The organism is Pseudooceanicola sp. LIPI14-2-Ac024 (assembly GCF_042188925.1).
Taxonomy (GTDB): domain Bacteria; phylum Pseudomonadota; class Alphaproteobacteria; order Rhodobacterales; family Rhodobacteraceae; genus Pseudooceanicola.
Window position 1 is genome coordinate 501,504 of sequence record NZ_CP170102.1, and the last position, 12,552, is coordinate 514,055.

Here is a 12,552-nt window from a genome sequence, read left to right on the forward strand (position 1 = left end):
GGCATGTTGCAGCTCATCCTCTTCCTGCCCCTGATCGGCGCCATCGTCGCGGGCTTTGGCTGGCGCATCATCACCGAACGCGGGGCGATGTGGCTGACCACGGGCCTGCTGTTCGTCGCCTGCCTGTTCTCGTGGATCACCTTCCTGTCGTTCGACGGGGAACTGGTGAAGGTGCCGCTGATGCCCTTCATCGAAAGCGGCACGCTGGTCACCGAATGGTCGATCCGGCTGGACCGGCTGACGGCGATCATGCTGATCGTGGTCACCACGGTGTCGGCGCTCGTGCACCTCTACTCGATGGGCTACATGGCCCATGACGACAACTTCCGGGAAGGCGAAAGCTACAAGCCGCGCTTCTTCGCCTACCTGTCGTTCTTCACCTTCGCCATGCTCGCGCTGGTGACCGCCGACAACCTGGTCCAGATGTTCTTTGGCTGGGAAGGCGTGGGCGTCGCGTCCTACCTGCTAATCGGCTTCTACTACCGCAAGCCCTCGGCCAGCGCGGCGGCGATCAAGGCCTTCGTGGTCAACCGGGTCGGCGACTTCGGCTTTGCCCTCGGCATCTTTGCCTGCTTCTACCTGGTCGACAGCATCGACTTCGACGTGATCTTTGCCGAGGCGCCGGCGTTGGCGGGGACGAACCTGTCGTTCCTCGGCATCTCGTGGGACGCGACCGAGATCGTGGCGCTCCTGCTCTTCATCGGGGCCATGGGCAAGTCGGCGCAGCTTTTCCTGCACACTTGGCTGCCGGACGCGATGGAAGGCCCGACCCCGGTGTCGGCCCTGATCCACGCGGCGACAATGGTGACCGCGGGCGTGTTCATGATCTGCCGGATGTCGCCCCTGATCGAATTCGCGCCCGACGCCAAGTCGATCATCGTCTTCATCGGCGCCTCGACGGCGTTCTTCGCGGCGACCGTGGGCCTGGTGCAGAACGACATCAAGCGCGTGATCGCCTATTCGACCTGTTCGCAGCTGGGCTACATGTTCGTGGCCGCGGGCGTCGGCGTCTACTCGGCCGCGATGTTCCACCTCTTCACGCACGCCTTCTTCAAGGCGATGCTGTTCCTCGGTGCCGGTTCGGTCATCCACGCGATGCACCACGAGCAGGACATGCGGAACTACGGCAACCTGCGGAAGAAGATCCCCTATACCTTCTGGGCGATGATGATCGGCACGCTGGCGATCACCGGCGTCGGCATCCCGCTGACCCACATCGGCTTTGCCGGCTTCCTGTCGAAGGACGCGATCATCGAATCCGCCTGGGCGGGCACGATGGGCGGCTACGGCTTCTGGATGCTGGTCATCGCGGCGCTCTTCACCAGCTTCTATTCCTGGCGGCTGATCTTCATGACCTTCTACGGCGAGGCGCGCGGCGACAAGCACACGCATGACCACGCCCATGAAAGCCCGATGGTCATGCTGATCCCGCTTGGCGTCCTGGCGCTTGGCGCGGTGTTCGCGGGGATGATCTGGTACGGCTCGTTCTTCGGCAGCCACGACAAGGTCAACGCCTTCTTCGGCATCCCGGCGCATCACGAGGCCTCGGAAGAGCACGGCGCGGCGGACGCGGCGCACGGCGCGGCCGAGACCGCGACGGCCGACACCGCCCATGGCGGCGAGGGTGCACCGGCAACGCATGACGCGGCCACCGGCGAAACCCATGCCGACCTCGGCGCGGGCGCGGCCCATGCCATGGCCCCGCAGGGCGCGATCTACATGGCGCCCGAGAACCACGTGATGGACGAAGCCCACCATGCGCCCGCCTGGGTGAAGGTGTCGCCCTTCGTCGCGATGGTGATCGGCCTGCTGTTCGCCTACTGGTTCTACATCGTGAACCCCGAGCGGCCCAAGCAACTGGCCCATGCACAGCGCCCGCTGTACCTGTTCCTGCTGAACAAGTGGTACTTCGACGAGATCTACAACTTCGTCTTCGTGCGGCCCGCATTCTGGATCGGCGGCTTCCTCTGGAAGAAGGGTGACGAGAACACGATCGACGGCGGGATCAACGGCGTGGCCATGGGGATCATCCCCTTCTTCACCCGCCTCGCCGGCAAGGCGCAGTCCGGGTACATCTTCACCTACGCCTTCGCCATGGTGATCGGCGTGGCAATCCTCATTACCTGGATGACCATCGGGAGCGCGGAATAATGTCGAACCTTCTCTCGATCACCTGTTTCATCCCGGCCGTTGCCGCGCTGATCCTGGGGATTTTCCTGCGGGGCGAGGACGAGGCGGCGCAGCGCAACGCCAAGTGGGTGGCGCTGATCGCGACCTCGCTGACGTTCCTGGTGTCGCTGTTCATCCTGTTCGGCTTCGACCCTGCCGTCGAAGGCTTCCAGTTCGTCGAGGAGCGGCCCTGGCTGCTTGGCCTCGAGTACAAGATGGGCGTCGACGGCATCTCGGTCCTGTTCGTGATGCTGACGACCTTCATCATGCCGCTGACGATCGCCGCCAGCTGGGAGGTGAAGACCCGCGTCAAGGAATACATGATCGCCTTCCTGGTGCTGGAAACGCTCATGCTGGGCGTGTTCATGGCGCTGGACCTGGTGCTCTTCTACCTGTTCTTCGAAGCGGGCCTGATCCCGATGTTCCTGATCATCGGCATCTGGGGCGGCAAGAACCGGATCTATGCCTCGTTCAAGTTCTTCCTCTACACCTTCATCGGCTCGGTGCTGATGCTGGTCGCGATGGTGGTGATCTTCAACGAGGCGGGCACGACGGACATCGTCACACTTCTCGGCTTCGACTTCTCGTCCGAACCGATCCGCATCTTCGGCATCCGCTTCGCGGCGGGCATCCAGATGCTGCTCTGGATCGGGTTCTTTGCCTCGTTCGCGGTGAAGATGCCGATGTGGCCGGTGCACACCTGGCTGCCGGACGCGCACGTGCAGGCGCCGACCGCCGGGTCGGTCGTGCTGGCCGCGATCCTGCTGAAGATGGGCGGCTACGGCTTCCTGCGCTTCTCGCTGCCGATGTTCCCGGTGGCTTCGGAAATGCTGGCGCCGCTGGTGTTCTGGATGTCGGCCATCGCGATCGTCTACACCTCGCTCGTCGCGCTGGTGCAGGAGGACATGAAGAAGCTGATCGCCTATTCGTCGGTCGCGCACATGGGCTATGTCACCATGGGCATCTTCGCCGCCAACCAGCAGGGCATCGACGGCGCGATCTTCCAGATGATCAGCCACGGCTTCATCTCGGGTGCGCTCTTCCTCTGCGTCGGCGTGATCTACGACCGCATGCACACCCGCGAGATCGACGCCTACGGCGGCCTCGTGAACCGGATGCCGGCCTACGCGATGATCTTCATGCTGTTCACCATGGCCAACGTCGGCCTGCCGGGGACCAGCGGCTTCGTCGGCGAATTCCTGACCCTGATGGGCATCTTCCAGGTCAACACGATCATCGCGACCATCGCGACGACCGGCGTGATCCTGTCGGCCGCCTACGCGCTCTGGCTCTACCGCCGGGTCGTGTTCGGCGACCTGATCAAGGAAAGCCTGCGCACCATCACCGACATGACCGGCCGCGAGAAGGCGATCTTTGCCCCGCTGGTGGTCATGACCATCTGGCTGGGTGTCTATCCCAGCCTGGTGACCGACATCATCGGCCCCTCGACCGAGGCGCTGGTTCAAAACTATGAGACCGCCACAGCGGGCAGCCAGGGCACTGGCACCGCCGTCGCGGCCTCGCACTGACGGAGCCCCAGACGATGCAGGCTGATCTGAACGTCATCCTTCCGGAAATCATCCTGGCGCTCTACGCGATGCTGGCGCTGGTGGCGACGGTCTACACCTCAAAGGACAAGGCGGCATCGCTGCTGGTCTGGGTGACGGCGGTCGTCATGGCCCTTCTCGGGTTCTGGATCATCGTCTACGGCGGCGGCGAAGGGCGCACGGCCTTCAACGGCATGTTCATCGACGACGGCTTTGCCCGGTTCGCGAAGGTGCTGATCCTGCTGTCCGGCGCGGTCGTGCTGGTCATGGGCCAGGAATACATGGCCCGGCGCGGGATGCTGCGGTTCGAATACCCCGTCCTCGTCGCGCTGGCCTCGGTCGGCATGATGGTGATGGTGTCGGCGGGCGACCTGATGACCCTCTACATGGGCCTCGAACTGCAGTCGCTGGCGCTCTACGTCATGGCCTCGATCCGGCGCGACAACGCCAAGGTGACCGAGGCGGGCCTGAAGTACTTCGTGCTGGGCGCGCTCAGCTCGGGCCTTCTGCTCTATGGCGCCTCGCTGATCTACGGCTTCTCGGGCACCACCAACTTTGCCGGCATCATCCAGGCGGCGGGGACCGAGACGATCTCGCTCGGGCTTCTGTTCGGCCTGGTGTTCCTGATCTCGGGCCTGGCGTTCAAGGTATCGGCCGTGCCGTTCCACATGTGGACGCCGGACGTCTACGAGGGCGCGCCGACCCCGGTCACCGCCTTCTTTGCCACCGCGCCCAAGGCGGCGGCCATGGGCCTCTTTGCCCGGGTGATGTTCGACGCCTTCGGCGGCGTCACCTCGGACTGGCAGCAGATCGTTGCGCTGATCTCGCTCCTGTCGATGTTCCTGGGCGCGGTCGCGGCCATCGCCCAGACCAACATCAAGCGCCTGATGGCGTATTCGTCGATCGCGCACATGGGCTATGCCCTGATGGGCCTCGCCGCTGCCGACGTGGTGGGCGTGCAGGCGATGCTGATCTACATGGCGATCTACGTGACCATGAACGTCGGCGTCTTTGCCTTCATCCTGACGATGGAGCGGGACGGCCAGCCGGTGACCGACATCCAGTCGCTGAACCTCTATTCGCGGGTCCAGCCGGGACGGGCCTTCGCGGTGCTGCTCCTGATGTTCTCGCTGGCCGGTGTGCCACCGCTCCTGGGCTTCTTCGGCAAGCTCTGGGTGCTGCGCGCGGCGGTCGAGGCGGACCTGGTCTGGTTGGCGGTCGGCGGTGTGATCGCCTCGGCGATCGCGGCGTTCTACTACCTGCGGATCGTGTTCTACATGTACTTCGGCAAGGAAGGCGCCGTCCTGGAGACCGGCCGTTCGCCGGTGCTCTGGACGCTGCTGATGGGCTCGGCCGCGATCATGCTGATCGGCATCATCAACATGTTCGGTGTCGAAGCCGCGGCGCGCACCGCCGCGATGACGCTGGTCAATTGACCGCAGGCGCGGACGACTGGACGGGCTGGCCCGAGGGGACAGCCCGCCTGGTGCTGGAGGAAACCGACAGCACGCTGGGTGAGGCCGAACGCCGGTTCGACACCCTGACCGGACCGACCTGGATCCTCGCGAAGCGGCAAACGTCGGCGCGGGGACGCCGGGGCCGGGCGTGGCACCAGCCTGCGGGCAACTTCGCGGGCACCTTCGTGACACGAGAGGATGGCGGGCCGGACCGCGCCGCGCTGCGCAGCTTTACCGCGTCGCTCGCGCTCTTCGACGCTTTCGTGGCGGTCACGGGGCGCGCTGATCCCTTTGCGCTGAAATGGCCCAACGACGTGCTGCTGAACGGCGGCAAGGTCGCGGGCATCCTGCTGGAAAGCGTGCAGCGGCAGGGCCGCATGGTCGGCGTGTCGATCGGCATCGGCATCAACCTGGCCGGGGCACCGCAGGCGGCCGACCTCCCGCCCGAGGCGGTGCGCCCGGTGGCACTGGCCCCGGATACCGGCGTGCTGGTCACGCCCGAGGAATTCCTGACACCGCTGGCCGCCGCCATGGCCGCGCACGAGGCGCGGTTCCGCGACTACGGTTTCGCGCCGATCCGCGAGGCATGGCTTGCGCGCGCCGCCCGTCTGGGCGAGGAGATCGTCGCCCGCACCGGCACCGCCGAGACGCGGGGCATTTTCGAGACGGTGGATGCGCAGGGCCGGCTGATCCTGCAGACCCCGAGCGGGCGGCAGGCGATTGCCGCGGCCGACGTCTATTTCTGAGCTCCGGAGGAGGGAGTGCGCCCATGCTGCTTGCCATCGATTGCGGCAACACCAACACGGTCTTCTCGATCTGGGACGGAGAGCAGTTCCTCTGCACGCTCCGCACCGCGACCGATCACCAGCGGACCGCCGACCAGTACTATGTCTGGCTCTCGACGCTGCTGGCGCACCACCGCATCCCGCTCGACATCAATGCGGTGATCATCTCGTCCACGGTGCCGCGGGTGGTGTTCAACCTGCGCGTCCTGTCGGACCGGTACTTCAACTGCCGGCCGCTGGTCGTCGGGCGCGAGGAATGCCTGCTGCCGCGCAACCCGCGGGTGGACGAGGGCACGCAGGTCGGGCCCGACCGGCTGGTGAACTCGGCCGGGGCCTTCGACCGCTACGGCGGCGACCTGATCGTGGTGGATTTCGGCACCGCCACCACCTTTGACGTGGTGGCCGAGGACGGCGCCTATGTCGGTGGCGTGATCGCGCCGGGGGTGAACCTGTCGCTGCAGGCGTTACATGAAATGGCGGCCGCGCTGCCGCATGTGGACGTGACCAAGCCGCAGAAGGTGATCGGCACCAACACCGTCGCCTGCATGCAATCCGGGGTCTTCTGGGGCTATGTCGGGCTTGTCCGCGGAATCTGCGACCGGATCCGCGGAGAATATGATAGACCGATGCGCATTATCTCGACGGGTGGGCTTGCACCTTTGTTCCAACAAGGCGACACGCTCTACGACGAATTTGATGAGTTCCTGACGATCCACGGTCTGCGGATCATCTATGACTACAACAAGGCTCAGGGGAACATATGACCGCCGAGAGACTGATCTACCTTCCCCTCGGCGGTGCCGGGGAAATCGGGATGAATGCCTATGTCTACGGGTACGGTGCCCCGGACAAGGAGCGTCTGATCCTGGTGGACCTCGGCGTGACGTTCCCGGACATGGACAGCACGCCCGGCGTGGACCTGATCATGGCCGACATCTCGTGGCTGAAGGCGCGGCGTGACCGGCTCGAGGCGGTGTTCATCACCCATGCGCACGAGGACCACGTCGGGGCGGTCGGTCATCTCTACGAGGAGCTGGGCGGCGTGCCGATCATCGCGCGGGCCTTCACGGCCAACATCGCGCGCGGCAAGCTGTCGGAATACGGCATCGGCGAGAACGCCGTTCGGGTGGCCGACAAGTTCCCCGAGAAGGTGCAGGCTGGCCCGTTCAGCGTCAGCTTCCTGCCGATGTCGCACTCGATCCCTGAAAGCTCGGCACTGGTCATCGACACGCCGGCGGGCCGGGTGATCCACACCGGCGACTTCAAGCTCGACCGCACGCCGCTGGTGGGGGAACCGTTCGACCCGGACCTGTGGAAAGAGGCGTCGAAGCCCGGCGTGCGCGCGCTGGTCTGCGATTCCACCAACGTCTTTTCCCGCAACGAGGGCCGGTCCGAGGCGACGCTGGGTGAAGAAATCACCAAGCTGGTCGCCGCCGCGCCCGAGATGATGATCGCCACCACCTTCGCGTCGAACGTCGCGCGGGTGAAGACGCTGGCCGAGGCGGGCGTCAGGGCAGGGCGGTCGGTCTGCCTGCTGGGCCGCGCGATGCGGCGGATGATCGAGGCGGCGGCCGAGACCGGCGTGCTGGGCGATTTCCCCTCGACGGTCTCGCCCGAGGATGCGGCCAGCATCCCGCGCGAGAACCTGATGCTGATCGTGACCGGCAGCCAGGGCGAACGGCGCGCGGCTTCGGCCCAGCTGTCGCGGGGCAAGTACCTGGGGATCGAGCTGAAGGAGGGCGACACCTTCCTCTTCTCCTCCAAGATCATTCCGGGCAACGAACGCGGCGTGATCAGCATCATGAACGCGTTCTCGGAAAAGGGCGTCGAGGTCGTGGACGACAACGGCGGGCTTTACCACGTGTCGGGCCATGCCAACCGCCCGGACCTCGAGGCCATGCACCAGCTGGTCGATCCGCAGATGGTGATCCCGATGCACGGCGAACACCGGCACCTGCGCGAGCACGCCAAGCTGGCCGAGGCCAACGGGCGCGCCGGGATCATCGCGGTCAACGGGACGATGCTGGACCTGTCGGGCAATGCGCCGAAGGTGGCGGAATACATCGAGACCGGGCGCACCTACCTCGACGGCTCGATCCGCATCGGGGCGCTCGACGGGATCGTGCGCGACCGGATCCGGATGGCGCTGAACGGGCATGTGACGGTGACCGTCATCCTCGACGAAGAGGACGAGCCGCTTGGCGATCCCTGGTGCGATGTCCGCGGGCTGAGCGAGACCGGACGGTCGAACGCGCCGCTGCAGGACGTGCTGGAGGAGGACCTGTCGCAGTTCCTCAACCGCGCGGGCGAACAGACGCTGGCGGATGACGACAAGCTCGAGGAAGCGCTCCGCCGGGTGGTCCGGCAGGGCGCCCAGGACGAGATCGGGAAGAAGCCCGAGGTGACGGTGGTGATCAGCCGCCTATCGGCCTGACACTCGTGCGCGGGTCCAGCGACGCGAAGTAGCGTGTCAGCGACTGGCGGATGAGGTCGGGCGTCACGAACTCGACTCCGATCATGTGGTCCGAATGCCAGCGGACATCGACCCGGGCCAGCCCGATCTGCGGAATGTGCAGCGATCGCAGGTTGGGCAGGTCGTAGGCCGAGGCGTGAAGCGGCATCTCGATCCGGGCACCGCCAAGCGACAGGTCCCGGACACGGGCATGCGCCGTGCGGTCGAGAAACGTCACCTGGCATTCAAGGCGAACGGCGTAGCGCGTGAAACGGCGCTGGTCGTGGGCAGATCGGGCATTGGAAAGCATGGGAACCCCTAGCATTGCCTGAGCAAGCCCCCACGGCGTCTAAATACGCTCTATTTAACGTTCGGTAAACAAGACGGATTTTGGTCCCCGCCGCGTGGGCGGGGAATTGCCGATGCCCGGATCAGGACGCTTTGCGTTCGTCGAAGCTCAGCGCGATGAAGCTGGGCATGTGGTCACCCATGCCGATCACGTCCTCGTCCCGGCCGGATTTGCCACGGCCACCGCGGTTGGAGCGGCTGTTGCCACCCCGGCTGCGGCTGCGGTTGCCGCCCTCGTCCTTGGCCGCGCGCGGTTCGTCGCGCGGCTCGGAGCGGGGCGCCTCGGCCCGGGGCGCCGGTACCGGCTTGGCCGGTGCGTCCGCCTCGGCCGCGGTCTCGGGTACTGCCGCCGGGGCGGGCTGGTTCGGGGCGTCGATCCGCGGGATCGTCTTTTCCACCAGCTTCTCGATGTCGGCGAGGTTCTTTTCGTCGCGCGGGATGCAGATCATCACCGCCTTGCCCTTGCGACCGGCGCGGCCGGTCCGGCCGATCCGGTGGACGTAGTCCTCGGCATGGCTGGGCACGTCGAAGTTGAACACGTGGCTCACCGACGGCACGTCGAGACCGCGGGCCGCGACGTCCGAGGCGACCAGGAGCTTGAGCGTCCCGTCGCGGAAGCCTTCGAGCGTCCGCATCCGCTGCGACTGGTCGAGGTCGCCGTGGATCGGGGCCGCGTCCATGCCGTATTTCTTGAGCGATTTCGAGACGATATCCACGTCCGTCTTGCGGTTGCAGAAGATGATCGCGTTGGTCAGGTCGTCGCCCTCGGCCTCGATCAGGTCGCGCAGGAGGCGGCGCTTCTCGCTGCCTTCGCGGTCCTTGCGGGAGCCTTTGAACATCACCACGCCTTGGGTGATGTTCTCACCCGTGGTGGCCTGGCGGGCGACCTCGATCCGCGCGGGGGCGGAGAGGAAGGTGTTGGTGATCCGCTCGATCTCGGGCGCCATGGTGGCCGAGAAGAAGAGGGTCTGCCGGGTGAAAGGCGTCAGCGAGAAGATGCGTTCGATGTCGGGGATGAAGCCCATGTCGAGCATCCGGTCGGCTTCGTCCACCACCATGACCTGCACGCCGGTCAGCAGCAGCTTGCCACGCTCGAAATGGTCGAGCAGGCGGCCGGGGGTGGCGATCAGCACGTCGACGCCCTTGTCGATCAGGGCGTCCTGTTCCTTGAAGCTCACGCCGCCGATCAGCAGCGCCTTGGAGAGCTTCACGTGCTTTGCGTAGGTGTCGAAGTTCTCGGCCACCTGGGCGGCCAGTTCGCGTGTCGGGCAGAGCACGAGGCTGCGCGGCATCCGGGCGCGGGCGCGGCCCTTGGCCAGCATTGTGATCATGGGGAGCGTGAAGCTCGCCGTCTTGCCGGTGCCGGTCTGCGCGATGCCGAGCACGTCCTTGCCCTGCAGCGCCGGGGGAATCGCACCCGCCTGAATCGGCGTCGGGGTTTCGTACCCGGCTTCGGTGATGGCTTTCAGGACCTTCGGGTCCAGTTCAAGATCTGCAAACGTTGTCATGTGTGTCCGTGGTTGACGGACATGTCACGCCCGCCGCGTCTTTGGATCAGGCCCGTATGGCCCTGCGTCTTTCGCGCAAGTCGATCCTGCGCGCCACTTACCTCAAATCCCGTGTTGGGTCAATCACTTGGCCTTGAGTTCCGGTTGACCTTGGGGAAAAACAACATCTTACGTTGAATTGTATCAGGAATTTCCCGCGACCTGCGCCGCGCGGTAGTACTGCAACACGTAAAGCCGGATCGCGGTGGCCAGTCCGGTGTCCAGATCGCGCGCCTCGTCGATCTCGGTTGCGAGCTGGTTGATGCCCTTGTCCTGCGCCTCGGCGATCTCGCGGAAGGCCTGCCAGAACGCATCTTCGAGCGAGACGCTGGTGCGGTGCTGGCGCAGGGTGAGGGATCGTTTGACCGGCCGGCTCATGTGTCGCGCTTGTGGCCGTCGAGCTCGCGCGCCGCCTTGTCCGCGCGCGCCGTGTCGGCCTGTTTCTCGGCCTTGGTGCGCCCGAATTTCACCGCGTTCTCATCGGCCTGCGCGCGTTTCTTGACGCGGTCCTGCTGCTTGCGGGCGCGGTTGAGATTGACGACTGTCTTATCGGCCAAGGTCCGACCTCCGTTCGGTGGTCCGGTCATATTGCGGAGGATCCCGGGCGCTTTCAAGCGCGGCGCGGCCTCTTCAGGGGGATTGAAAAAGGTCGGGACCCCGGCCGCATCCGCGCGGCGCGGGTCGCAATCGACCCTGCCGGTGCGCGGCATCTTGGGGGAACATGGCCGGGGCCCCGGTCCCCCGTGAGTGGCGGACAGGGGTTGTACGCGCCGGCCCGGCGCTTCCGTCGCCCTGCGGACAAAAAAGAGGGCCGGTTTCGGCCCTCTTTCCACACATATGGACCGCGATCAGTCCTTCGGGCCGATCATGTCCTCGGGCCGCACGACGCGGTCGAAGGTTTCCTCGTCCACGAAGCCGAGGCCGATGGCCTCTTCCTTGAGCGTCGTGCCGTTCTTGTGCGCGGTCTTGGCGACCTTGGTGGCGTTGTCGTAGCCGATCGTCGGGGCCAGCGCCGTCACCAGCATCAGGCTTTCCTTCATCAGCTTGTCGATCCGCGCCTCGTTCGCCTGGATGCCGACCACCATGTTGTCGGTGAAGGCCGAGGCGCTGTCGCCCAGAAGCTGCATGGATTGCAGCACGTTGTAGCTCATCATCGGGTTGTAGACGTTGAGCTCGAAGTGACCCTGCGAGCCGGCAAAGCCGACGGCGGCGTCGTTGCCCATGACATGGGCGCAGACCATGGTCAGCGCTTCGGCCTGGGTCGGGTTCACCTTGCCCGGCATGATGGACGAGCCCGGCTCGTTTTCCGGCAGGATCAGTTCGCCCAGGCCCGAGCGCGGGCCGGAGCCGAGCAGGCGGATGTCGTTGGCGATCTTGAAGAGCGAGGCGGCCACCGTCTTCAGCGCGCCCGAGAACATGACCATTGCGTCATGGGCGGCCAGCGCCTCGAACTTGTTGGGCGCGGTGACGAAGGGCAGGCCGGTGATCTCGGCCATGTTCTTGGCGACCATCTCGCCCCAGCCCTTTTTCGTGTTGAGCCCGGTGCCGACGGCGGTGCCGCCCTGCGCCAGCTCGTAGATGTCGGGCAGGCAGGCCTTGACCCGTTCGATCCCCTTGCGGACCTGGTGGGCATAGCCGCCGAATTCCTGGCCCAGGGTCAGCGGGGTCGCGTCCTGGGTGTGGGTCCGGCCGATCTTGATGATGTCCTTGAACTCGGCCGACTTGGCTTCCAGAGCGGCGGCGAGTTTCTCAAGCCCCGGCAGCAGCACGTCGCGCGCCTGCATGGCGATGCCCACGTGCATGGCGGTCGGGAAGGTGTCGTTCGAGGACTGGCCCATGTTGCAATGGTCGTTCGGGTGCACCGGCTTCTTGGAGCCCATCTCGCCGCCCAGCATCTCGATCGCGCGGTTCGAGATGACCTCGTTCGCGTTCATGTTGGACTGCGTGCCCGACCCGGTCTGCCAGACCACCAGCGGGAAGTTGTCGTCGAACTTGCCTTCGATGACTTCCGACGCGGCGGCGACGATGGCCTCACCGACCGTCTTGTCGATGTCGCCCAGTTCGAGGTTCGCCTGCGCGCAGGCCTTCTTGACCACGCCGAGCGCCCGGATGATCGGGACCGGCTGCTTTTCCCAGCCGATCGGGAAGTTCATGATCGAACGTTGCGTCTGCGCGCCCCAGTACTTGTCCGCGGGCACTTCCAGCGGGCCGAAACTGTCGGTTTCGGTGCGGGTGTTGGTCATCTCC

The 12,552-nt window shown here is 65.6% G+C and carries 11 protein-coding genes; 6 read left to right on the forward strand and 5 right to left on the reverse strand.

Annotated elements, in window-relative coordinates:
• Positions 1-3 precede the first annotated feature (3 nt).
• From nuoL to ACE2AC_RS02455, 6 genes are read left to right on the forward strand one after another with little or no spacing between them, the layout of a single operon-like run.
• Positions 4-2,151, forward strand: coding sequence for an NADH-quinone oxidoreductase subunit L (nuoL, locus tag ACE2AC_RS02430; protein ID WP_375690540.1), 2,148 nt, complete (start codon positions 4-6; stop codon positions 2,149-2,151).
• Positions 2,151-3,698, forward strand: a complete 1,548-nt coding sequence (locus ACE2AC_RS02435) for an NADH-quinone oxidoreductase subunit M (protein WP_375690541.1) — start codon at positions 2,151-2,153, stop codon at positions 3,696-3,698. Before nuoL ends, ACE2AC_RS02435 begins: the two co-directional genes overlap by 1 nt.
• A 14-nt stretch (positions 3,699-3,712) precedes the next feature.
• Complete coding sequence (nuoN, locus tag ACE2AC_RS02440; protein ID WP_375690542.1) at positions 3,713-5,152, forward strand: NADH-quinone oxidoreductase subunit NuoN; 1,440 nt, start codon at positions 3,713-3,715, stop codon at positions 5,150-5,152.
• On the forward strand, positions 5,149-5,919 hold the full coding sequence (locus tag ACE2AC_RS02445; RefSeq protein WP_375690543.1) for a biotin--[acetyl-CoA-carboxylase] ligase: 771 nt from the start codon (positions 5,149-5,151) through the stop codon (positions 5,917-5,919). The genes nuoN and ACE2AC_RS02445 overlap by 4 nt, the downstream gene beginning before the upstream one ends.
• A 23-nt stretch (positions 5,920-5,942) precedes the next feature.
• Positions 5,943-6,722 carry a type III pantothenate kinase gene (locus ACE2AC_RS02450; RefSeq protein ID WP_375690544.1) on the forward strand — a complete coding sequence of 260 codons (780 nt, stop codon included), beginning with the start codon at positions 5,943-5,945 and terminating at the stop codon, positions 6,720-6,722.
• On the forward strand, positions 6,719-8,392 hold the full coding sequence (locus ACE2AC_RS02455) for a ribonuclease J (protein ID WP_375690545.1): 1,674 nt from the start codon (positions 6,719-6,721) through the stop codon (positions 8,390-8,392). The genes ACE2AC_RS02450 and ACE2AC_RS02455 overlap by 4 nt, the downstream gene beginning before the upstream one ends.
• Here the strand turns inward: ACE2AC_RS02455 and ACE2AC_RS02460 are convergent.
• The 5 genes from ACE2AC_RS02460 to fumC all read right to left on the reverse strand — a co-directional run bounded on the left by ACE2AC_RS02460 (position 8,373) and on the right by fumC (position 12,548).
• The gene (locus tag ACE2AC_RS02460; RefSeq protein ID WP_375690546.1) at positions 8,373-8,648 is read right to left on the reverse strand and encodes a PilZ domain-containing protein; all 276 of its coding nucleotides are present in this window, start codon (positions 8,646-8,648) and stop codon (positions 8,373-8,375) included. The two genes, ACE2AC_RS02455 and ACE2AC_RS02460, sit on opposite strands and share 20 nt — an antisense overlap.
• A gap of 193 nt (positions 8,649-8,841) precedes the next feature.
• A complete protein-coding gene (locus ACE2AC_RS02465; RefSeq protein WP_375690547.1) occupies positions 8,842-10,266 on the reverse strand; it encodes a DEAD/DEAH box helicase in 1,425 nt (474 codons plus the stop codon).
• A 183-nt stretch (positions 10,267-10,449) separates the two neighbouring features.
• Complete coding sequence (locus tag ACE2AC_RS02470; RefSeq protein WP_375690548.1) at positions 10,450-10,683, reverse strand: ribbon-helix-helix domain-containing protein; 234 nt, start codon at positions 10,681-10,683, stop codon at positions 10,450-10,452.
• Positions 10,680-10,862, reverse strand: coding sequence for a DUF4169 family protein (locus ACE2AC_RS02475; protein WP_375690549.1), 183 nt, complete (start codon positions 10,860-10,862; stop codon positions 10,680-10,682). The genes ACE2AC_RS02470 and ACE2AC_RS02475 overlap by 4 nt, the downstream gene beginning before the upstream one ends.
• 291 nt (positions 10,863-11,153) lie before the next feature.
• Positions 11,154-12,548, reverse strand: coding sequence for a class II fumarate hydratase (gene fumC / locus ACE2AC_RS02480; RefSeq protein ID WP_375690550.1), 1,395 nt, complete (start codon positions 12,546-12,548; stop codon positions 11,154-11,156).
• Between the last annotated feature and the right edge of the window lie 4 nt (positions 12,549-12,552).

Bases quoted from the DNA above. Each gene is read 5' to 3' on its own strand.
- ACE2AC_RS02465 (WP_375690547.1), bottom strand. From the start codon at position 10,266: ATGACAACGTTTGCAGATCTTGAACTGGACCCGAAGGTCCTGAAAGCC.
- ACE2AC_RS02450 (WP_375690544.1), top strand. From the start codon at position 5,943: ATGCTGCTTGCCATCGATTGCGGCAACACCAACACGGTCTTCTCGATC.
- ACE2AC_RS02455 (WP_375690545.1), top strand. From the start codon at position 6,719: ATGACCGCCGAGAGACTGATCTACCTTCCCCTCGGCGGTGCCGGGGAA.
- ACE2AC_RS02435 (WP_375690541.1), top strand. From the start codon at position 2,151: ATGTCGAACCTTCTCTCGATCACCTGTTTCATCCCGGCCGTTGCCGCG.
- fumC (WP_375690550.1), bottom strand. From the start codon at position 12,548: ATGACCAACACCCGCACCGAAACCGACAGTTTCGGCCCGCTGGAAGTG.
- ACE2AC_RS02470 (WP_375690548.1), bottom strand. From the start codon at position 10,683: ATGAGCCGGCCGGTCAAACGATCCCTCACCCTGCGCCAGCACCGCACC.
- nuoN (WP_375690542.1), top strand. From the start codon at position 3,713: ATGCAGGCTGATCTGAACGTCATCCTTCCGGAAATCATCCTGGCGCTC.
- nuoL (WP_375690540.1), top strand. From the start codon at position 4: ATGTTGCAGCTCATCCTCTTCCTGCCCCTGATCGGCGCCATCGTCGCG.